Consider the following 23,286-nt stretch of genomic DNA (forward strand, 5'->3'; position numbering starts at 1 on the left):
GCGACTCGCCGCCGCCTGCATCGCGCGCATTCGTTCTGGGCGCGCGTGTCGCTCGTCATCGATCTGATCGCCGGACGCCGAACGACATGACGACGCTCGCCACGGCAAACGCATCGCGGCATCGCGTGGCCGCGCCGAATCGCGCGGGCGCGATCGCGTGTGCGTTGATCGCGCTGATTCTCGCGCTGGCCGCGCTGCGTCTCTATCCCGAACTGCGCGCGTGGCTCGATGCGCCATCGGGCACGGATGCCGCGCGTCTCGCGCATGTCTTTCTCTTCGATCTGGGCGCGCCGCGCGTGGCCGCCGCGCTCGTCGCGGGCGGCTGTCTCGCGGTCGCGGGCACGCTCTTTCAGGCGCTGACGCGCAATCCGCTCGCCGCGCCCGATCTGCTCGGCATCACCGGCGGCGCGCAGCTCGGGCTGCTCGCGGCGATGATCGCGCCGGAGGTGGTCGGCGCGGCGTCGGTGCCGTTGCTGTTCGTCTGCGGGCTCGCGGCGGCGGGTTGCGTCGCGGCCGCGGCGGGCGGCTGGCGCGCGACGCCCTTGCGCCTCGTGCTCGCGGGCAGCGTGTGCATGCTGCTTTTTTCCGCGATCTCGACGCTCTTGCTCGCGTTCTTCGAGCAGACGGTCGTCGGCGCGTCGCTGTGGGCGAGCGGCAGTCTGTATCAGCCCGGCGCGACGGGATTGATGTCGGCGCTGCGCTGGCTCGTGTTGCCGCTTCTCGCGCTGCCGTTCGTGATGCGCCCGCTCGATCCGTTCGCGCTCGGCGACGATGCCGCTGCCGCCGCCGGCGTGAACGTCGATGCGACGCGTCTCTTCGCGATGACGGTCGCGGTCGGCTTCGCGAGCGTCGCGGTGGCGATCGCGGGGCCGCTGTCGTACGTCGGGCTGATCGCGCCGAATCTGCTGCGTCACCTGCGCGGCGCCAAAGCGTCGAAGCTCGCGGCGCTCGTGCCGCTCTCCGCGCTCGCGGGCGGCGCGCTCGTGCTCGCGACCGACAGCGCCGTGCTCGCGCTCGATCTCGATTCGACCTTGTCGACGGGCGTCGCGATCGCATTTGTCGGCACGCCGCTGATGCTCGCGATGATCAGGAGCGGCGCGGCGTGGTCCGGCGCGCTGCACGCGGGCCAGGCGCGCGAATCGGCGCGGCGCGGCATGGGCGCGGTGCGGGCGTTGTCCGCGTGGCCGTCGCCTGCGCTCGCCGCTTTGCTCCTCGCCATCGGATGCGCGGTGCTCGCGATCGGCGCATCCATCGGTCCGACGATGCTCGGCCCCGCGCGCTGGATCGATGCGCTCGCGCACCGCGACGACATCGCCCGCATGCTGCTCGAACTGCGCGTGCCGCGTCTTTTGTGCGCGTTGCTCGCGGGCGCGCTGCTCGCATCGAGCGGCGTGCTGATGCAGAGCATCGTGCGCAATCCGCTCGCCGGACCGGAAGTGCTCGGCGTGACGCAAGGCGCGGGTCTCGCGACGCTCGCCGCGCTGATGATCTGGCCGCTCGCCGGGCATCTCTTTCTCGCGGCGGCCGCGTTGACCGGCGGCGGCGCGACGCTCGGCATCACGCTGCTTTTCAATCGGCGGCATCGATACGCGCCGCTCGCGGTGGCGCTGACGGGCATCGTCATCGGCACGTTATGCACGACGCTCGCGCAATGGCTCATCACGCAGCAGAGCGTGCAGCCGGCGCGTTTTGTCGTGTGGCTCGTCGGCGGCACGTATGGGCGAAGCTGGGGCGAAGTCGCGACGATCCTGCCGTGGTGCGCGCTCGCGCTGCCGGTGCTGGCGTTGCTCGCGCGTCCGCTCGATCTGCTCGCGCTCGGCGACGAACAGGCGCTGGCGCTCGGCCTGCCGATCGCGCTCCTGCGTCCGCTCGTGCTCACGGTCGCGACGCTCGCCGCGTGCGCGGCGGTGGCGGCGGTCGGGCCGGTCGGCTTCATCGGCCTGATGGCGCCGCATCTCGCGACGATGCTCGGCGCGCGCACGCACGGCACGCGGCTCTGGCTCGCGGCATTGCTGGGCGCGCTCGTGCTCGCCGCCGCCGATCTCGCCGCGCGCACCCTGCTCGCGCCGCGCGAGATTCCGGCGGGCGTTCTGACCGCGCTGATCGGCGCGCCTTACATGCTGGCGCTGCTCGTCATCGAAACGCGTCGCGAGAAGGGCCGCGCGCGATGACAGAGCAAGCGCGTTCCTTCGCTGTATTCGCGCCGCCCGAGCTTGCGCCGTATCTGCAGAACGTGTGGCTCGGCAAGCCGGACGACGATGCACAACGCATCGCGCTGACATCGCTCGCCGATCATCGCGATGCATTGCTCGCCGCGATGATCGCGCTCTATGGCGGCGATGCCGCGCTTCATGCGCGCGCGCTGCTGTCGCAATGGAGCAAGTACTACTTCGGCCTCGCGGCGCCCGCGGGCGTGGCGGCGGCGAGGCTGCTCGGGCGTCCGCTCGATATGTCGCCCGAACGCACGCATCTCGTGCTGAAAGAGGGCATGCCCGCCGCGCTTCATTTCGATGCCGATGCATTGCGCGCACCCGATGCCGATCCCGCGCGCCGCTATGCGAGTCTCGTCGCGCATCTGGACCGCGTGATCGGCATGATCGCGGGCATGACGAAGATCGCACCGCGCGTGCTGTGGAGCAACGCGGGCAACGTGCTGGACTATTTGCTCGCGAATTGCCGGTCGATTTTCAGCGATGCCGATATCGACGCGGCCTGGCTCTTTCGCGCCGGCGATGCGAATCCGCTGCGCACGCCGATCCGCGATGCGACGCCGCGATCGACGCTTCTGCCCAACCCGTTTCGCGCGCGCCGCGTATGCTGCGTGCGCTATGAGATTCCCGGAGAGACGCAACTGTGCGCAAGCTGCCCGCTGCTTTTGACGATGCGCGACGAAGAACTCGCTTTGCAAGACGCCATCTCTCGATAGCGCTTGGAGCGTGTCTGTGCATCGCGTTCTCCGGTCAGCGCGCGCTCGCCTGCGCGCCGCTCGCCGGCAATCCGACCGTGTCGCAATTCAGCAAGACGATGCCTGCGCGCCCGTTGCGCATCGTCGTGCTCGAATTCATGTTCGCCGAAGACGTGGCCGCGCTCGACATGACGCCCGTCGGTGTCGTCGATCCCGAGTATTACGACGGCTGGATCGGCTACGACAGCGCGCGCTTCGAAGGCGTGCCGGCGGTCGGCACGCGTCAGGAACCGAGTCTGGAAGCGATCGCATCGACGCGGCCGGATCTGATCATCGGCGTGGGTTATCGACATGCGCCGATTTTCGCGGCGCTGGATCGCATCGCGCCGACGGTGCTGTTTCAATTCAGCCCGGATGTGCAGAACGGCAAAGCCGACGGCGCGCGCACGCAGCTCGAATGGACGCGCAGCATCTTTCACACGATCGCGTGCATGACAGGACGCGAAGAGCAGGCGCGCATCGCCGATGCCAAGCTCGATGCGGGACTGGCTCGCGATGCCGCGCGTCTGAAGGAAGCGGGTTTGACGGGCACGCGCTTCGCGCTGTTGCAAGACCTCGGCCTGCCCGACCGATACTGGGCTTATACGGGTAACAGCACGGCGGCGGGCGTCGCGCGTGCGCTCGGCGTTCATCTGTGGCCTGAAAAGCCCACGCGCGAAGGCACCGTGTATGTGACGTCGGCGGACTTCCTGAAGCGGCCGGATGTGGCCGTGCTGTTCGTGACGACATCGAATGCGGCGACGTCCGTCGATGCCACACTCGATTCGCCGATATGGCGCTTCGTGCCCGCGAAGAAGGCACAGCGCGTGACGCTCGTCGAACCGAATATCTGGGGATTCGGCGGGCCGATGTCGGCGTTGAAGCTCGGCGACATGATTACCGAAAAGCTGCTTGCGTTGCCGAAGCATTGAAAAAACGGGGCCTTGCGCCCCGTTCATCGTTCAACCCGATGTGCCATTCGCCTGAACGTCGAGCGTTGCCGCTCTCACGCCGCCGCCGCGCGTCTCGTTCACGACCATTCCGTTCTCCAGCTTCAGCACGCGATCCGCGATGTAGAAATAGCGGTCGTCATGCGTCACGACGATGACAGTCTTGCCACGCGCACGCAACTCCGGCAACAACTGCTCGTAGAACACCGCTTTGAATGCCGGGTCCTGATCGGCGGCCCATTCATCGAAGAGATAGAGCGGACGGTCTTCGAGATACGCGACCACCAGCGCAAGCCGTTTGCGCTGACCTGTGGAAAGCGAGCGCGTCGAGAACGCGCCATCGACGACCTTCACCTTGTGGTCCAGCGACAGCTTCGCGACGAGCGCATTCGCGCGGGCATCCGCGGCCGCGCGCGATGCATCGTTCGGATCGACGATGCCGAGCAGCGCATCGAACAGATGGAAGTCGTTGAACACGGCAGTGAAACGCTCGCGATATGCAGCGCGATTCGTTGCATCGACCGCGACGCCATCGACTTCGATCACGCCCGATTCAGGCTCATAAAGCCCTGTAAGCACTTTCGCAAGCGTGGTCTTGCCGCTGCCGTTTCCGCCGACGATGAACACGAGTTCACCCGGCCTGAACGTCAGATCGACGGGACCGATGCGGAACATGCGCTCGTCGCGTTCATGGAAATACGAGTGCCCGACGCCGCGCATGGTGAGCGTGTGAAAGCCCGCATCATCGGCGGAGGAAACAGAAACAGAAGACACGCGCAGACTGCCGAACTCCGCCATCACCTTCTCGATGCGCGCCAGCGAAACGCGCGCCGCGTTCAGCGTGGGAATGTTGTTGAGCAGACCATCGAGCGGCACCAGCATGAACAGAAACACGACAACGTAGCCTGCTGTCGCGCCCGCATCCGCGCGCACGCCGAGCGATGGCCAGAACGCCGCAGCACCGAGAAAGCCGTAGAACAGAAAGATGATCCAGCCCACGCCGATCGCATAGGCGCTGAACGCGCGCCGCCGATGATCGCGCACTTCGCCGATTGCCGCGCCGAGTTGTCCATCGACGAACTGCTGCGAGCGCGCGCGATGCAGCTTCAATTCCTTCGCGCCCGCAAAGAGCGCGCCGAGATAGCCGAACAGCTTGTCCTGCGATTGCCCGGCCGCTTCGAGCGAAGCGATCGCGCGCTTGTCGCCGAGGTGATAGCCGAGCGATCCGGTGATGATCGCCGCGAGCGCGAGCAGGCAAACCGGCCACGACAGCCACGCGAGATAGCCGAGGCAGCCGAACACGATCGATCCGTGCATCACGATGTTCGGCAACGCGAAGAAGAGCATGGAGACATTGGTGGCGTCGTCGGTCAATACGGACTGAACGGGCGCCGCGCCGATGCGCTCGACATCGCGCAACTCCGCCGCCACCACGCGCCGCGCGACATGCTCGCGCAGTTGCGCCATCGTGTCCTGCGAGAGCCGCGCGAACAGCACGCCCGATACGACGCGCGTGAAGAGCGCGATGACCGCGCACAACGCAAAGCGCCAGGCGAGCGCGCCATCGGCGGATGAAGGCGTCGATAGCGCGCGATTGAGCGTCGCGACGAGCATCACGCTCGCGATGCCGTTCATCACGCAGGCGACGAGCGCCACCGCGAATGCGCCGCGCGAGCGCTTGAGCAGCGCGAGGATGAGGCGCGCAGCGGGCTTCTGCGTGGCGGAAGAATCTAAAGGCTCGTGGATAGCAGTCATTGGCAGGGCATCACTGAACTGAAGTCGGAAAGCGGCGCTGAACGCACCTCTACATAGAGACGTTTCAGCACGACGAATCTTTAGCGCATGAAAAGCGGTAAAAATTTTTTCGCGCGAATCGTCATCCCGAATGAAGCCGCATTTTCAGCGGCCCACGTTCGTGCCGCAGCTTTTCCCGATGCGGCCGGAACCCGAAGGAATTCATGCCGATGACGAGTTTTCCGACCGCGCTGCATCTTCGTATCAAGGCACTCGCGCGCCTTCAACCGGATGCGCCCGCCCTCGCATTCAATGCACATGACGACGCACGTCTCACACGCGGCGAACTGGATGCCCGCGCGTCGCGGCTCGCGGCGCGTCTGCGCGCTGCGGGCGTCGGCGCTGAAGTGCGCGTCGGCGTATGCGTCGAGCGTTCTTGTGAATTGTTCGTCGCGCTGCTTGCCGTGTTGAAGGCGGGCGGCGTATTCGTGCCGCTCGATCCGCATCATCCTGCCGCGCGTCTCGACTGGATCGCGAACGATGCGCGCCTCGCGCACGGCATCGTCGATCGACACGCCGACGATGCGATGCGCGCGCGCTTCACGCGATGCTTCGACGCAGAGCAAGACATCGCCGATGCGCCCGCGCTCAACGACGCTGCGCCCGTGCATCCGCGCGCAGCCGCGTACATGATTTACACGTCGGGATCGACGGGCGCGCCGAAGGCCGTCGTCGTCGAACATGGCCCGCTCGCCGCGCATTGCGATGCACTTGTGGCGGCGCTCGGCATCGGCGAGGGCGACAGCTTGCTGCACTTCGCATCGGTGAACTTCGATGCGGCGCACGAATGCTGGCTCGCGCCGCTGGCCGTGGGGGCGCGCGTCGTCATCACGGCGCCGCCGCCGTTCGCGCCCGAAGCAGCGCATACGTTGATCGAACGCGAACGCGTGAATGTGGCCGCGTTTCCGCCTGCTTATCTGCGCGAATTCGCTTCCGTTGCCGAGCGCAAAGGCGTGCCGGCCTCGTTGCGCGTGCTCGCGTTCGGCGGCGAGGCGCTGTCGCGTGAAGCGTTCGCGCGCGTGCGTCGTGTATTCGCGGCGCAGCGCCTCATCAACGGATATGGTCCGACGGAAGCCGTCATCTCGCCGATGCTCTGGCCCGTCGAGCCGCACGTCACGCCCGATCTCGACGATGCCGATGCGTATGCGTCGCTGCCCATCGGACGCGTGATCGGTCCGCGTGTCGCGCGCATCGACGATGGCGAGTTGCTGCTCGGCGGCGCGTGCATCGCGCGCGGCTATCACGGTCGCGCTGCGCTCACGGCGGAGCGTTTCGTGCCCGATGCTTCCGGCGAGCCGGGCGCGCGCATCTATCGCACGGGCGACCTCGCGCGCGAACGTGCCGATGGCGCTTACGACTATCTCGGCCGCATCGATGACCAAGTGCAGGTTCGCGGCGTGCGCGTCGAGCCTGCGGAAATCGCCGCGTGTTTGCGCGCGCATCCATCCATTCGCGACGCAGCCGTGCTCGCCGATTCGACGAACGGACGCGTGCAACTAACCGCCTGTTTCGCGCCCGCACATGAAGCTGTAAGCGATGCCGCGTTGAAGGCATATCTCGCGGAACATTTGCCCGCAGCCTGGCAGCCGCATCGGTATGTGAGGCTCGCGCGCCTGCCGTATACGTTGAACGGCAAGCTCGATCGCGATGCGTTGAAGAAGCAGGCGGATCGCGCAACGTCGATGTCGTGCGACGCGGATTACATCGAGCCGGCGACCGATACCGAACGCCGTCTCGCGCAAACGTGGCAGCGCATTCTCGACCATGCCGCGCCCATCGGACGTGCTGATCGCTTCTTCGGACGCGGCGGCGATTCGCTCGCGGCGATGCAGTTGCAGGCGGCGATCCGCATCGACTGGCGCGTGAATCTGCGGCTCGATACGATCTTCGGCGATCCGCCGCTGCAAGCACTGGCCGCATCGATCGATGCGAGCGAGAAGGAGGCGAGCGATCCGGTCATCGTGAGAAGCGTGGTTTCGTCGGATGCGCCTTATGTCGATCGCGCGGCATCGTTCGCGCAGCAGCGCTTCTGGGTGCTCGCGCAAACGCGCGACGCGGGCGCAGCGTATCACGTCGCGGGTCGTTGGGACATCAGCGGCAGGCTGGATGCAAACGCATTGCAACGCGCGCTGGATCATTTGATCGAACGCCACGAGGCATGGCGCACGACGCTCGTCGAGAACGAAGACGGCGTCGTCATGCAGCGCATTCACAAGTCCTTGCCGGTGACGATTCAGCGTGTGAATCACAGTTCGAATGCTGATGAAGAACGTCACGCGAGCGAAGCGTTCGACTTGTCGAATGGTCCGCTGTTGCGCGCGACGCTCGCATCGTCCGGCGATGAATCGCACCGGCTGATGCTGGCGGCGCACCACGCGATCACGGATGGCTATAGCTCGCGCATCGTCTTCGATGAACTCGCGCATGTTTATAGCGCGTACGCGCAAGGCCAAACGCCTTCGCTTGCCGCGTTGCCGATTCAATACGCGGATTACGCGCAGTGGCAGCGCGAACTCGTCGCGGGTGAAGAGGGCGCGCGTCAGCTTCGCTTCTGGCGCAAGGCGCTCGATGCCGCGCCTGAACCGCTCGCGCTTCCTTTGGATCGCGCGCGTCCAGCCGAACGCGATCATCGCGGGCAACGCGTAACGTTGCGCTTGTCCGCCGATACGTCGAACGCATTGCGTCAGCTTGCACGCACGAAGCACGCATCGCCGTTCGTGGTGTTGCTGAGCGCGTTCGACGCGTGGCTTCATCGGCTTACGGGCGCAAACGATTTCGTTGTTGCGACGCCGGTCGCGCATCGGCAGCGTCCCGAGACGGCGGCGCTCATCGGCCTGTGCCTGAACACGCTGGCGTTGCGTGCGCGCGTCGATGCGGCTCAAACGTTTTCCGATCTGATGGAAGCGACGCGCATTCATGCGCTCGATGCGTTCGCGCATCAGGACGTGCCGTTCGATCGCGTGCTCGATGCAGTGAAGCCGCCCGTCGCGCGTGGCGACGAGTGGCTGCGCGTGAAGCTCGCGCAGCAGTTCGATGCAGCGTTGACATCGACGTTGCCGAACGCATCGGCGATTGCAACGCCCGGCCCCGATCTCGCGGCGCGTTTCGATTTCGCGCTCGACTTCACCGACGATGTTCGCGGCATTGAACTCGTCGCGGCTTACGCGTGCGATTGCATCGATGAAGCCACCGCGCGCGCATGGCTTGCGAGCTTCGCGACGCTCGTCGCGGATGCGGTGCGCGATCCGTCGCGCCCGATCGCATCGCTCGATTGCGTGCCTCAGCGCGACGTGCAACGAGGCCGCGCACTGAATTTCGAAGCCGACGATATCCTCGCGTTGATCGCGCATCACGCAAGCGCCACGCCGCATCGCATCGCGCTTGCGGACGCGCATACGCAGATCAGTTACGCCGAACTCGACGACGCATCGAACCGCATCGCGCTCGCGTTGCGTCATAAAGGCGCGAAGGCGGAGCAGGCGGTCGCGGTGTGCATCGAACGTTCGGTGCGCTTCGTCGTTGCGTTGATCGGCGCGATGAAGTCGGGTGCTTATGCGGTGCCGCTCGATCCGTCGATGCCGCACGCGCGCATCGATGCCGCGATCGACGCATGCGGCGCGCGTTTCGCGCTCGTCGCGATGAACGACGACAACGCGCCGCGCGCGCTCGGCAATGCTCAACTGCTCGATGTCGATACGCTCGCGCACGATGCATCGCTCGCGAATGCCGCCGTGCAGCGCGTGCAGCTTGCGCCTGCGCAGACCGCTTATGTCATCTTCACGTCGGGCTCGACGGGCACGCCGAAGGGCGTAGCGGTGCCGCATCGCGCGCTCGCCGACTACGTGCAAGGCATGCTCGATGAACTCGCGTTCGCGCCTGGCGCATCGATGGCGATGGTCTCGACGGTCGCCGCCGATCTCGGTCATACGACGCTCTTCGGCGCATTGTGTTCGGGACGCACGCTGCATCTGTTGCCTGCTCGATGCGCGTTCGATCCGGATCGCTTTGCCGCAGAAATGCGCGTGCGCGAAGTGGGCGTGCTGAAGATCGTGCCGAGTCATCTGCACGCGCTGCTCGAAGCGCAGCATCCTGCCGATGTGTTGCCGTCGCATGCGCTCGTGACGGGCGGCGAGTCGTTGCCGTGGGCGCTGGTCGATCGCGTGAAGGCGTTGAAGCCTTCGTGCCGCGTCATCAATCACTATGGTCCGACGGAAGCGACTGTCGGCGCCATTGCGTGCGAAGCGTCTGCATTCGCCGACGATGAACGCAATGCGCAGAGCGTGCCGCTCGGACGCCCAATGCCCAATGCCGAGGCTTATGTTCTCGATACATCCGGCGCGTGCGTGCCGCCGGGCGGCATCGGCGAGTTGCATATCGGCGGGCCGGGCGTTGCGCGCGGTTATCTCGGACGCGCCGCGGCGACAGCGGAGCGCTTCATGCCGCACCCGTTCGTGCGCGGCGAACGCCTTTATCGGACCGGCGATCGCGTTCGTCTGCTCGCGGATGGACGTATCGCCTTCCTCGGCCGTCTCGACGATCAGGTGAAAATTCGCGGTTATCGTGTCGAGCCGGGCGAAGTGAGCGCGGCATTGCGCGCGATCGAAGGCGTGGCTCAGGCCGAAACATTGCCCGTCGATCGCGATGGGCGTCTTCAGCTTGTCTCGTTCGTGACCGGTTCCGCGCAAGACGATTCGACGTTGCGCGATGCGCTCGGCGCGCGCCTTCCCGACTACATGCTGCCCGCGACGATCGTCATGCTCCACGCGTTGCCGATGACCGCCAACGGCAAGATCGATCGTGCAGCATTGCGCAGCATCGCATCGAAGCCGGTCGAATCCGTCGTAACGAGCGATACGCCGCGCGGCGACACCGAGGAAGCCATCGCCTCAGTATGGCAGGACGTGTTGAAGGCGAAGCACGTCGGGCTCGATGACAACTTCTTCGAGCTTGGCGGCGATTCGATTCTCGTGCTGCAAGTAATCGCGCGTCTGCGCAAGCGAGGCCTTCGCGTCACGCCGAAACAGGTTTTCGATAACGCGACAGTTGCGCAACTCGCGCTAGTCGCGAAGCCTGTCGACACGAACGAAGCGAAAGCGCCTGTCGTCGCGACGAAACAGGCGGATGAAAGCGCAGCGTTGACGCCCGCGCAATTGCGCTTCTTCGCACTCGACATTCCGCAGCGCGGGCATTGGAATCAATCGGTGGAATTCGACGCGAATGCATCGTTCGATCTCGACGCCTTTGCGCGCGCGTTGGATGCGCTGCTTACGCATCACGCTATCTTCAGGCAACGCTTCGAGCGCGATGGCACGACTAACGCATGGCGCATCGTGCAGGCATCGAAGGCATTCGATACGCTGCCGCTCGCAGCCGTCGCCGCGAACGATGAAACGGATGCGCTTGCGCAGTTCGATGCGATTCAGCGCACGCTCGACATTTCGCACGGGCCGCTCGCATGCGCGCTCGTTGCATCGCTTGCGGACGGGCGCACGAAGCTCTATCTGGCAATTCATCATCTGATCGTCGATGGCGTGTCGTGGCGCATCCTGCTCGACGATCTGTCGAGCGCATATCAAGCGGCGCAGTCGCGCGGCACCGCGAGTCTTGCGCGTACCGGCGCGACGGCGTCGCAATGGGCCGCGCGCCTTGCGGCAGCCGCGCGTGACACACACTCTCCCTTCGCAGACGAGGCGAAATACTGGATCACCACACTCGCTGCGGGCGATGACCTGCGTCTCGATCATCCGCAAGCGAAGGCAACGAACGCAGACGCCGCGGTCATCGAACAGACGCTCGAAGTCGATCTCGCGCGTGCCGTGCTCGCCGATGCCAACCTCGCCTATCGCACGCAGACGATCGAACTGCTGATCGCGGCGCTTGCTCATGCGACCGGCGCGACGTGCCGCATGGAGCTGGAAGGACATGGCCGCGAACCGCTCTTCGACGATATCGACGCAAGCCGCACGCTCGGATGGCTGACGAGTCACTATCCGGTTTCGATTCCGGTGCTGGCATCGCCGATCGAAACGCTCGCAGCCGCGAAAGACACGCTGCGCGCAGTGCCGAACAAAGGTCTCGGCTTCGGCGTGCTGCGCCATTTCGGCGACGATGCGACGCGCGCTTCGCTCGAAGCATTGCCGCGGCCGCGCGTGACCTTCAACTACCTCGGTCAGTTCGATTCGCTCGATTCGCGCGACGCAGCGTTCACGCCGCGCTTCGGCGGCGCGGGTTGCGAGCGCGATCCTTCCGGTCCGCTCGGCAACGCGCTCGCGATTCACGCTTATGTCGCCGATGGAGCGGAGCGCACGCTCAGGCTGCATTGGGTCTACGGCGCGACGCAATTCGAACGCGCGACGATCGAGGCGCTTGCGCAGCGATTCGAGGGCACGCTCGCCGATATCGTCGCTGCATGCGCCGGGCGCATCGCGATGAAAGGCGCAGGCGCGACGCCGGGCGATTTCCCGCTCGCCCGCGACGGCGGTTTGACGCAAGCGGCGCTCGAACGCCTGCCTGTGGATCTGCGCAGCATCGCCGATATCTATCCCCTCTCGCCGATGCAGCAGGGCATCCTGTTCCACTCGCTGTTCGCGCCTGAGCAGTCGACGTATGTGAATCAGTTTGCCGCAACGTTGATCGCGCCCGATGTAGACCGCCTGCGCGCGGCCTTCGAGGCTTCCGTGCCGCGTCACGACATCCTGCGCACAGGCTTTACCGCCGATGAAGCCGCGCCGATGCAGATCGTGCATCGCCAGGCGCGCTTGCCTTTCGATGTGATCGACTGGCGCGAACGTAGCGATGCATCGGCCGCCTTTGAAACGTGGCTCGCCGACGATCGCGCGCGCGGCTTCGATCTTGCCGCGCCGCCCCTGATGCGCGTCACGCTGATTCGCGTCACCGACGATGAATGGCGCATCGTGTGGACGCGTCATCATCTGCTGCTCGATGGCTGGAGCACGGCCCGCATGTTCGCGGATGTCCTGCGCGACTACATCGAGCCGCCGCGCGCGCAGCCGTTCGTCGCGCACGCGAAGGCGCGTTATCGCGACTTCATCGAATGGCTCGCGACACGCGATGCGCAAGCCGACCAAGCGTTCTGGACCGACCGTCTCGCACGCCTCGGCGAACCGACGCGCATCGCGCAGCGCGAAGCGAGCAAGGCGCCGACACTCGACGATCATCGCTCGTGGCGCGCGTCGCTCGACCCTGCGATGACCGCGCGTCTCACCGACGCCGCGCGCCATCTGCGCGTGACGCTCAACACGCTCGTGCAAGGCGCGTGGGCGCTCGTGTTGCAGCGCATGACGCATCAGGCGAGCGTGGCGTACGGCGCGACGGTCGCAGGCCGCCCGGACTCCCTCGCCGATATCGACGGCGTACTGGGACTCTTCATCAACACGTTGCCGGTGATCGCCGAGCCGCTGCCGCAACGCGCCGCGTCCGCATGGCTGCGCGAATTGCAAGCGGATAACGCCGCAGCCCACGAACACGCTCACACGCCGCTCGCGGATATTCAACGCTGGGCAGGTCAAGGCGGCGGTGCGTTGTTCGACACGCTCGTCGTATTCGAGAACTATCCCGTCGATGAAGCATGGGCCGGCCGCGACGAACGCGCGCTAAAAATGCGCGCGTTGCGCAACATCGAAGCGACCGACTTCGCGTTGACGCTCGTCGTGGAGGCGGGCGAAGCTATCGTCATCGACTATGGATACGACGCGGCGCGTCTGGATGAATCGCGTGTGGCGGCACTGCATCGCGCGCTATCCACATGTCTCGACGCATTTGCGACGAACCCCGATGTGCCGCTCGGCACGATCGCGCTCGCGGATGACGTCGCGCGTTTCAATGCGACAGCGCGCGCATGGAGCGATATCGAAAGCCTGCCACTGCATCGGCAATTCGAACGCATGGCGAACGCCGCGCCCGATGCCATCGCGCTTGAGATGATCGCGGTCGACGGCATTGTGAATCGCATCACGTATGCGCAGTTGAACGAGCGCGCGAATCGCGTTGCCGCTGCGTTGCTTGCAGCGGGCGTCGCGCACGACACGGCGGTCGCGCTGTGCGTCGAGCGTTCGTTCGACATGGTCGTTGCACTGTTCGGCGTGTTGAAGGCGGGCGCGGCGTATCTGCCGATCGATCCGGATTACCCGGCGGATCGCATCGCCTATCTGCTCGACGATGCGAAACCCGCTGTCGTGTTGACGCAAACGCACTTGCGTGCGCGCGTGGAGTCGGTTGCTTCGACGGCGCGCGTGTTCGATGTCGATGCGCTCATGCAAGGCGACGCGACGCTCACTGCGTCCATCGACGTCACCGATGCGCATCTCGCGTATCTCATCTACACGTCCGGCTCGACCGGCAAGCCCAAAGGCGCGGGCAACACGCATGGCGCGCTGGCGAACCGTATTGCGTGGATGCAGGACGCCTATCGCCTGACGCGCGACGACGTCGTGCTTCACAAGACGCCGTTCGGTTTCGACGTTTCCGTATGGGAGTTCGTATGGCCGCTCGCGACGGGCGCGAAGCTCGCTATCGCCGCGCCCGGCGATCATCGCGATCCGGCGCGGCTCGTCGCAGCCATTGAGGCGCATCGCGTGAGCACGCTGCATTTCGTGCCGTCGATGCTCGCGGCGTTCGTCGCGCATATCGACGAGTTCGGCGATGCGAAGCGCTGCGCGAGCATCGAGCGAATCGTCGCGAGCGGTGAAGCGCTTGTGCCCGAGCTCGTCGCGCGCGTCGCGAGGCTCTTGCCGAACGCGCGGCTCTACAACCTCTATGGTCCGACCGAAGCCGCCATCGACGTATCGCACTGGACGTGCAGCGCGGACGATATCGAATCCGCTTCCGTACCTATCGGTCATCCGATCGCGAACCTGCAACTGCATGTGCTCGATGCAGCGCTGCATCCGGTGGCCGCGGGCGGCATCGGCGAACTCTATCTCGGCGGTGCGGGACTCGCGCGCGGCTATCTCGGACGGCCGTCGCTGACAGCGGAGCGCTTCGTGCCCGACCCGTTCGTCGCGGGCGCGCGACTGTATCGCACGGGCGATCTTGCGCGCCGCCGCGACGATGGCGCGCTCGACTATCTCGGCCGCATCGACACGCAAGTGAAGCTGCGCGGACAACGAATCGAGCCGGGCGAGATCGAAGCGCTGCTGCGCGCCGAGCCGGATGTGCGCGATGCGGTCGTGATCGTGCGCGACGAGCAGTTGATCGGCTACGTCTCATGCGCGGCATCGGAGACCTTCGATGAAAGCGCCGTGCTGAATTCGTTGCGTTCGCAACTACCTGCGTACATGGTGCCCGCGCGTGTGATGGCACTCGACGCGTTGCCGGTCACGCCGAATGGCAAATGCGACCGCAACGCGCTGCCGGCCCCGGCGCGAACGCAACGCATCGTGACGGCGGCGCGAACGCAGACGGAACGCGAACTCGCCGCAATCTGGCAGCGCGTGCTGCGAGTGGAGGCCATCGGCCGCGACGACGATTTCTTCACGCTCGGCGGCCACTCGCTGCTCGCGACGCAAGCGAACGCTCAGGCCAATCTGCACTGGTCGCTCACGTTGCCGCTGCGCACGCTGTTCGATGAACGCACGCTTGCGCGCTGCGCCGCCGCGATCGACGCCGCGCAGGCTTCACGCGATGAAAAGGGCGGCGCGCATGACGCCGCGAGCGTCATCGATGCCTTGCTCGATGAACTGGAGACGCAATGAAAACCGCAAGTCAAAGAGGACACGCATGACGCAGGCCAAACCCGATCTGCTTTCGCTCGCGACGCGCTTCGCGCAGTTGCCCGATGCGCAGCGCAAGGTGTTCGTCGCGCGACTCGCCGATGCAGGCATCGACTTTCGTACGCTGCCGATTCCGCCGCGCACGCGAGGCGATGCGTGCGAAGCGAGCGTGCCGGCATCGTTCGCGCAGACGCGTCTGTGGCTGCATGCGCGCATGATCGACGAGCCCGCGGCGTATCACATCACCGAGCGCCTTCAGCTCGATGGCGCACTCGATGCGAATGCGCTGCGCCTTTCATGCGATGCGTTGATCGCGCGTCACGAAGCGCTGCGTACTACGTTCAGCGAGGGCGCGGACGGCGTGCTGCAAACCGTGCACGCGCCCATGCGCTGTCCGTGGCATTCGGTGAACCTCGAGCATCTTCCGGTCGCCGAGCGTGAGGCACGCGCCACGGCGCTCGCGCTCACCGATGAATCGCGTCCCTTCGATCTCGCTCACGCCCCGCTCGTGCGCGCGCATCTGATCAGACTCGATGCGAACACGCACTGGCTTTCTCTGACGACGCATCACATCGTGTCGGACGGGTGGTCCGCCGATATCGCGCTTGCCGAGCTTGCTTCGTTCTATCGCGCGTATGCGTGCGGCGAAGCGGTGTCAGTTGCGCCGTTGCCCATTCAATACGCGGATTTCGCGCTTTGGCAGCGGCGCTGGCTCGATGCGGGCGAGCGCGAACGTCAACTGGACTTCTGGCGCGCACGGCTCGATCCATCGCGCGACGTATTCATGCTGCCCGGCGCGGCAGCGCGTCCCGGCGAGCGCAGCGCGTGCGGTGCGCGCCATCTTTTCACGCTCGATGCAGCGCTTGCGGCGCGATTGCGTGTCATCGCAAGCGAATATCGCGCGACGCCTTTCGCCGTTTTGCTCGCCGCGTTGAGCGCGCTCTTCGCGCGCGCATCGGGCGAGGCGCATATACAAATCGGCGTGCCCGCGGCGAACCGCGAGCGTGCTGAAACGGCAGGACTGGTCGGCTTCTTCGTCAACACGCTGACGCTCGCTTCGCGCGTCGATGCAACGCAGTCGTTCTCGATGCTCGTCGATACAACGCAAGCCGCGCTCGTCGATGCGCAGTCGCATCAGGATGTGCCGTTCGAGCAGGTCGTGGAAGCGCTCGGCGTCGTGCGCAGTGCGAGTCATCATCCGTTGTTTCAGGTCATGGCGGCATATGGCGCGCGCCGCATGTTGCCTTCGTTCGCCGATGTGCGCGTGACCGAATTACCTTCGGGCGCGCCGTTCGCGAAGTTCGATCTGACCGCGAACTTCGAGGAACGCGCGGACGGATCGCTTGCGGCCGCTTTCGTCTACGCGCTCGATCTCTTCGAAGCCGATGCCATTGAACGCCTCGCGCGCCGCTTCGTCGAGTTGTTGAGCAATGCACTCGACGCACCGCCAACGCTCGTCGGCGATCTGCAATGGTTGCCGCAAGACGAACGGATGCAGCTCGACGCATGGAATCGCCATGCGCCTGAACATGCGCCCGAATTCGTCTCGGTGCATGAACGTATCGCACGCCATGCGCGTGCGCGACCGGATGCGCGCGGCGTCGCGGATATGGAGCGCGCCTTCACGCGCAGCGAAGTGGATGCACGCGCGACGCGCATCGCGCAGCGTCTCATCGATGCGGGCGTGCGCGCTGAAATGCGTGTGGGCGTCGCGTTGAGCCGTTCGGTCGATCTGCTCGTCGGCCTGATCGCGGCGCTCAAGTCGGGCGGCGCATTCGTGCCGCTCGATCCGAGTCATCCGCGCGAACGTCTCGCGCAGATTCTCGACGATGCGCGCATCGAGCACATCATCACCGAGCGCGCGAGCATCGATGCGTTGCCCCTTCCAGCGAGCGCACGCGTCCTGCTTCTCGACGATGAAACCCTCTACGCCGACGATGCAACATCGCGCATCGCATTGCCCGATGTCGTCGCGGAGCAAGCGGCGTATGCGATCTACACGTCGGGTTCGACGGGCAAGCCCAAGGGCGTGATCGTCGATCATGGATCGTTCGCGCGCCATTGCGTCGCCATCGCGCAACGTTATGGCGCGACCGAGCGCGACACGTTCATGCTGTTCCAGTCGGTTAATTTCGACGGCGCGCACGAAGGCTGGTTCTCGCAGTACATCAGCGGCGCGGGGGTCGCGATCACCACCGATACGCTATGGCCACCCGCGCTGACCTGCAAGCTCATGCGCAGAGAGGGCGTGACGATGACCTACGTGCCGCCCGGTTGCGCGACGCAGCTTGCGGAATGGGCGCTCGTGCACGGCGCGCCGCCGACGTTGAAGTCGATCACGGTGGGCGGCGAAGCGACATCGCGTGAAGCCTTCGCGTTGATGCGCCGCGCGTTTCCTAATGCGCGCATCGTCAACGGATATGGTCCGACGGAGACCGTCATCACGCCGATGCTGTGGATGTTCAATCCCGGCGACGATCCCGCGAAGCTCGCGGATTGCGCCTATCTTCCGATCGGCACGCTTGTCGGCGCGCGCACCGCGCATGTGCTTGATGAGCGCTTGAATCCGCTGCCCGTCGGCGTGATCGGCGAACTGTATCTCGGCGGCGAAGGCGTGGGCGTCGCGCGCGGCTATCTCGATCGTCCTGCATTGACTGCCGAGCGCTTCGTGCCCGATCCGTATGGCGAGCCGGGCGCGCGTCTGTATCGCACCGGCGATCTCGTGCGGCGTCGCGCCGATGGCGTGTTCGATTTCATCGGCCGCGTCGATCATCAGGTGAAGCTGCGCGGCTTGCGTATCGAACTCGGCGAGATCGAAGCGCAACTCGCCGCACACGACGATGTGCGCGAAGCGTGCGCGGTCGTGCGTGGCAAGGGCGCGCACACCGCGCTCGTTGCCTATGTCGAATTGAAAGCCGATGCACGCGAACGCGCCGCGCTGGGCCGCGCCGCCGATGCCGCCGAACTCGATGCGCATCTGCGCCGCACGCTGCCCGATTACATGGTGCCGGCGCATATTGTCGTGCTCGATGCGTTGCCGCGCAACGCAAACAGCAAGGTCGATCGTGCGGTGCTTCCCGAACCGCCGAAGAAGGAGCGCATCCACGAAGCGCCCGCTGCGGGCACGGAAGCCGCGCTCGCCAAGATCTGGCGCGACGTGCTCGATGTCGAACGCGTGGGCCGCGGCGATCACTTCTTCGAACTGGGCGGGCATTCGCTCGCGGCCGTGCGTGTGGTGACGCGCATCGCCGAAATGCTCGGGCGCGATGTGCCCGTGCGCGCATTGTTCGAAACGCCGGTGTTGTCGCAGTACGCAAAACGCGTGTTGCAGGCGGGGCTGTGCGAGGGCGCATCCGATGCAGGCCAAAGCGTATTCGAGGCCGACGAACACGGCGTGTGGCCGCTTTCCGCGGCGCAACTCGGCCTCTGGTTCTTATGGCGCGCGCAGCCGAAAAGCGCCGCATACAACATTCCGGTCGCGTTGCGGCTGCACGGATCGCTCGATTCCGATGCGTTGCGCGAAGCGCTTGCGCAAGCTGCCGCGCGTCATCCGGCGTTGCGCACACGACTGGTCGAACGCGATGGCGCGTTGCCGGGTCAGCGCATCGTGCCGATGTGGCGCTTCGAGTTGCCTGTGATCGATGTTGCCGGCAGCATCGACGAAGCGAAGCGCATCACCGATGAAGACGCGCTCACGCCGTTCGATCTCGCCAGTGCGAAGCAACTCTGGCGCGCGCGTCTCGTGCGTCTCGCCGATGACGATCATGTGCTCTCGCTCGTCGTGCATCACATCGTCTCCGATGGCACTTCGATCGATCTCTGGCTCGACGATATCCGCGCAACGTATGTCGCTTTGCGCAAGGGCGCATCGGTTGCAAAGCGCGCATCGAATGCGCTGGTGCTGCCTTCATCGGCGACGGGCGCGCGGCTCGCGTACTGGCGCGATGCGCTGAAGGATCTGACGGCGATTGCATTGCCCGCGCCGTCAGCGGGCCGTATCGAGAATCCGCAATGGCTCGCGAGCCGCATCGGATTCGATCTCGATGATGCGCTCATCGAACGCGCCCGCGCGCTCGCCGTGGAATGCCATGCCACGCTGCCGATGCTGCTGCACGCCGCACTCAACGCGGCGTTGCATCGCGTGACCGGCGTGCGCGATCAGCCGGTCGGCGTGCTCGCATCGACACGCGAATCGACGGGCGACAGCGCGCGCGATGCACTCGGACTCTTCATCAACGCAGTCGTCGTGCGCACCCGCATGACGCATGACGATACGCCCGCGACTTTGCTCGCGACCGTGCGCGATGCGGCGCTCGCCGCCTACGCACACGCCGACGTGCCGTTCGCCGATGTCGTGTCCGCGTTGAACGCGCAGCGTTCCGGCGCGGGCAATCCGCTATTCCAGGTGATGTTCAACTATCTGCGCCCCGCCGCGATGGCGACGCGCGACTGGGCCGGCCTCGCGATCGAAGGTTTCGACGATGTGCGTCATCGCGTCGTGTTCGACCTCGAACTGGACGTGACGGAGTATCCGGATGGCCGCGTGAGTTGCGCGTTCTCTTATGCGAACGAGCGCGTGGATGGGGCGTTCGTCGAAACGCTCGTTACTCGTTTTCTCGCGACTGTAGAGCTGTTTGCGCACGCGCCGCATGAGGTATTCGACTCATGCGACGCCGCGTTCGAAAAGGCTGAAGGACTCGCGGCATCGATGGCATCGGATGAAGAGACCGATGAAGCGCGAGCGCTCGCGAGCCTATGGAGCGAACTCTTCGACGGCCAGACGCCCGCGCTGCACGACGATCTCTTCGCGGCGGGCGCGACGTCGTTCGCGGTCGTGCGTTTCGTCGATGCGGCGCGCAAAGCGGGCTTCGACATCGTTATTCATGACGTTTTCGCCACGCCGCATTTCGCCGGCCTCGGCGCGACGCTCGCACGCCGCGTCTCGCTTGCATCGATCAATGACATCTGAGAGACACAGGGAAATGAAAAAAGAAACCGTATTCGATCTGATCGGCGTGGGCTTTGGGCCGTCGAATCTGTCGCTTGCCGTGCGTCTTGCCGAAGAGCGCGGCGCGTCGAACATGACGCATTGCTATATCGAACGGCAAGCGGAATTCGGCTGGCATCGCGACATGCTGCTCGACGATTGCCGTATGCAGATTTCCTTCCTGAAGGATCTCGTCACGCAGCGCGATCCGACGAGCCGCTTCACGTTCATCAACTATCTGTTCGAGCGCGGACGTCTGAACGAATTCGTGAACCTGAAGAACTTCTATCCGACGCGCGTCGAGTTTCACGACTATCTGAGCTGGGTCGCGCAAGCCTTCGATGATCGCGTGCATTACGGGCAGAGCGTGACGGCGATCGAACCCGTGCTCGAAGCGAATGGCGATGTGAGCGCGCTGCGCGTCGTATCGCAGGAAGCGGATGGGCGCGAGTGGCGTCGCGTGACGAAGGCATTGTCGGTCGGCGTCGGCGGCGCGGCGCGTGTGCCTGAGCCGTTCGCATCGCTCGGGCCGCATAACGTGATTCATTCGTCGGCGTATCTGAGTTCGATCGAGCGCGTCGCGGGCGATGGTCGCAACGGCAAGAAGCGCATCGCGATCATCGGTGCGGGGCAGAGCGCGGCCGAAGTTTTCGCTGATGTCACGCGGCGTTTTCCGCATGTCGATGCGACGCTCGTGATTCGCGCGAGCGCGCTCAAACCGGCCGACGATACGCCCTTCGTCAACGAGATCTTCAGTCCGGAGTTCACCGATATCGTCTTTGCGCAATCGGAAGATGGGCGGCGCTCGCTGATCGAGCGTTTCCGCGATACGAATTACGCGGTCGTCGATCGTCCGTTGATCGAGCAGATCTACGAAATGCTCTATTTGCAGAAGGTTTCCGATGAAGCGCGACATCGTTTGCTGGCGAATACGCTCATCGAAAATGCGGCGCGTTGCGCGAATGGCGAGATCGAGTTGACGATGCGCGACGTGCTGACAGGTCACGCGCGCGCCGAGCGCTTCGATGCGCTCGTGCTCGCGACGGGTTATCGGCGCGACACGCATCTCGCGCTGCTCGACGGCCTTGCGCCGCATCTGGGCGACGCGCTCGCGCAGCGCAATGTCGGCCGCGATTATCGGCTTGTCACGCCTTCGAACTTCAGGCCGCGCATCTATTTGCAAGGCTGCTGCGAAGACAGCCACGGTCTTTCCGACACCTTGCTTTCGGTGTTGGCCGTGCGCTCGGACGAGATCGCGGCATCGCTTGCCGATGCCGGACAGGACCACGCCGTGAAGCAAGCGGCGGAGACGAGCGGCAGCCGCATGGCCGTCGCGCTTTGACGACTATTACTAGCGATGTTTGAAACGAGCGGCAATCAATGACGAAGCTAAAACTGGTCTACATCATGTCCTTGCGCAACGCGGCGGCGGATCGCGCGGGACAGCATATCGAATACAAGGGCGGCACGCGGTATATGAAGTCGCCGCTGGAGTATCTCGTCGAGCAACTCAATGGATCGCCGTTGGGCGATCTCTATTCGCTCGAAGGCGTGATCTACGACGATGACGAAGGCTCGCCGCGGGATCGCGAAAAACTGGCTGGATATGGTTTTCGTTATGCGCCGGGAGGGCAGTGGATTCATCCGCCGGGGCTCGCGGTGCGGGGCGTGCCGGTGACGAGTCTTCTTCATGCGATTCCTTCTTCTTATCGGCGGTTGGCTTTGGATGCGGTGAGCGAGCGGGCGGCGCAGAAGAGCGCGTTCGAGAAGCGTTTGCTGGAGAAGCTGCGTGCGCTCGATGCGGACTTCGTCGTGCTCGACGGGCTGCTCGTGATTCTCGATGAACTCGTTCGGCCCGGTGCGGAATATTGCCGGCGTATTGCGAATATTCATCCTGGGATTACGCGGCTTGGTTCGCCGTTTGAACGGCGAGGGGCTTATGCGACGCTCGATGCCTTGCATGGGGCGCGTGGCGAGCGCGTAGTCGATTGGAACGCGATGCGCGTTGAACCGGCGCCGGTGATCGACCGGACAGGCGCTTCGTTTCATTACGTCGATAACGGGATCGATTCTGGTGAAGTCATCTTTGATGTGCTTGGCACTAGCATCGATCCTTTAGATTCCATTCTCGAACTGCGCTGGAATAATTTTCAGCGGAGTCTGTTTCCTGCTTTGGACGGCGGGCTGCTTGCCATGGCCGGGGTGTTGGCGCCGGATCCCGATTACGTGTCGGTTTGTTAGCGTTGCCCCTTTGCGGGGCGGCACCTGCTTTCTTTGCTGTAGTCGCCGGATCCCGTATTCGCGTCGGTCTATTAGCGTTGCCCCTGTGCGGGGCGGCACTCACTTTCTTTGCTGCTGCAAAGAAAGTAAGCAAAGAATGCAGCTTTTCAAGCCCGCGGTCACACGCAATTTGGGTAGTTCTCTCGTCCTCGATGGCACTCGCCTAAAGAGTGCCCTCAAAGGACCAATCGGGCTTGGCTCGCGCACGGTCCGCCGCCCGAAAACGCTGAGGACACTGGTTCAGCACGAAAGAGCTTCGGCACAGCGCTACGCGCTGCCGCCAGGTATGCAAGGGAAACCAACGGGCGGCGAAGGCGGCGAGATCGAGGCGTTAGTAGGGAAGCACACGCGGTCCCGATTGACCGGTCGGCCGCGAAGCGGGCTGGAGCTATTTGGTGCTGAACCAGTTTGTTGTGTGGTGCGATGAGACGGACCGTGCGCGAGCCAAGCCCGGTTGGGCCTATGAGGGCACTCGTTAGGCAGCCCACGAACGACGAGAGGACTACCCAAATTGCGTGTGACCGCGGGCGTATCAGTAGCTGCTTTCTTTGCTTACTTTCTTTGCAGCAGCAAAGAAAGTGAGTGCCGCCCCGCACAGGG

8 protein-coding genes are annotated in these 23,286 nt (G+C 64.9%); 7 read left to right on the forward strand and 1 reads right to left on the reverse strand.

Features of this window, described 5'->3' with window-relative positions; genetic code table 11:
* Positions 1-86: 86 nt before the first annotated feature.
* From fhuB to QCE58_RS19050, 3 genes are read left to right on the forward strand one after another with little or no spacing between them, the layout of a single operon-like run.
* Positions 87-2,171: a Fe(3+)-hydroxamate ABC transporter permease FhuB gene (fhuB, locus tag QCE58_RS19040; RefSeq protein ID WP_250522229.1), complete on the forward strand. Its 2,085-nt coding sequence runs from the start codon at positions 87-89 to the stop codon at positions 2,169-2,171.
* Positions 2,168-2,926: a siderophore-iron reductase FhuF gene (gene fhuF, locus QCE58_RS19045; protein WP_250522230.1), complete on the forward strand. Its 759-nt coding sequence runs from the start codon at positions 2,168-2,170 to the stop codon at positions 2,924-2,926. The genes fhuB and fhuF overlap by 4 nt, the downstream gene beginning before the upstream one ends.
* On the forward strand, positions 2,923-3,876 hold the full coding sequence (locus tag QCE58_RS19050) for an iron-siderophore ABC transporter substrate-binding protein (protein WP_051996440.1): 954 nt from the start codon (positions 2,923-2,925) through the stop codon (positions 3,874-3,876). The genes fhuF and QCE58_RS19050 overlap by 4 nt, the downstream gene beginning before the upstream one ends.
* Positions 3,877-3,906: 30 nt before the next feature.
* Here QCE58_RS19050 and QCE58_RS19055 read toward each other — a convergent pair whose 3' ends face one another.
* Positions 3,907-5,649, reverse strand: a complete 1,743-nt coding sequence (locus QCE58_RS19055) for a cyclic peptide export ABC transporter (protein WP_250522231.1) — start codon at positions 5,647-5,649, stop codon at positions 3,907-3,909.
* A 209-nt stretch (positions 5,650-5,858) separates the two neighbouring features.
* Here QCE58_RS19055 and QCE58_RS19060 point away from each other — a divergent pair, with 209 nt between their 5' ends.
* Genes QCE58_RS19060 through QCE58_RS19075 form a run of 4 tightly spaced genes read left to right on the forward strand, consistent with a single transcriptional unit; the run spans position 5,859 to position 22,647 of the window.
* Complete coding sequence (locus QCE58_RS19060; protein ID WP_309780058.1) at positions 5,859-15,401, forward strand: non-ribosomal peptide synthetase; 9,543 nt, start codon at positions 5,859-5,861, stop codon at positions 15,399-15,401.
* A 25-nt stretch (positions 15,402-15,426) separates the two neighbouring features.
* Positions 15,427-20,388 carry a non-ribosomal peptide synthetase gene (locus tag QCE58_RS19065; RefSeq protein ID WP_250522233.1) on the forward strand — a complete coding sequence of 1,654 codons (4,962 nt, stop codon included), beginning with the start codon at positions 15,427-15,429 and terminating at the stop codon, positions 20,386-20,388.
* Positions 20,389-20,401: 13 nt separating this feature from the next.
* Positions 20,402-21,748, forward strand: coding sequence for a lysine N(6)-hydroxylase/L-ornithine N(5)-oxygenase family protein (locus QCE58_RS19070; protein ID WP_250458679.1), 1,347 nt, complete (start codon positions 20,402-20,404; stop codon positions 21,746-21,748).
* 38 nt (positions 21,749-21,786) lie between these two features.
* Complete coding sequence (locus tag QCE58_RS19075; RefSeq protein ID WP_250437164.1) at positions 21,787-22,647, forward strand: N(5)-hydroxyornithine transformylase PvdF; 861 nt, start codon at positions 21,787-21,789, stop codon at positions 22,645-22,647.
* Positions 22,648-23,286 lie beyond the last annotated feature (639 nt).

Source organism: Caballeronia sp. LZ028, assembly GCF_031451415.1.
In the GTDB taxonomy this organism is placed as follows: domain Bacteria; phylum Pseudomonadota; class Gammaproteobacteria; order Burkholderiales; family Burkholderiaceae; genus Caballeronia; species Caballeronia zhejiangensis.

Bases quoted from the DNA above. Each gene is read 5' to 3' on its own strand.
- fhuB (WP_250522229.1), top strand. From the start codon at position 87: ATGACGACGCTCGCCACGGCAAACGCATCGCGGCATCGCGTGGCCGCG.
- fhuF (WP_250522230.1), top strand. From the start codon at position 2,168: ATGACAGAGCAAGCGCGTTCCTTCGCTGTATTCGCGCCGCCCGAGCTT.
- QCE58_RS19055 (WP_250522231.1), bottom strand. From the start codon at position 5,649: ATGACTGCTATCCACGAGCCTTTAGATTCTTCCGCCACGCAGAAGCCC.
- QCE58_RS19060 (WP_309780058.1), top strand. From the start codon at position 5,859: ATGACGAGTTTTCCGACCGCGCTGCATCTTCGTATCAAGGCACTCGCG.
- QCE58_RS19065 (WP_250522233.1), top strand. From the start codon at position 15,427: ATGACGCAGGCCAAACCCGATCTGCTTTCGCTCGCGACGCGCTTCGCG.
- QCE58_RS19070 (WP_250458679.1), top strand. From the start codon at position 20,402: ATGAAAAAAGAAACCGTATTCGATCTGATCGGCGTGGGCTTTGGGCCG.
- QCE58_RS19075 (WP_250437164.1), top strand. From the start codon at position 21,787: ATGACGAAGCTAAAACTGGTCTACATCATGTCCTTGCGCAACGCGGCG.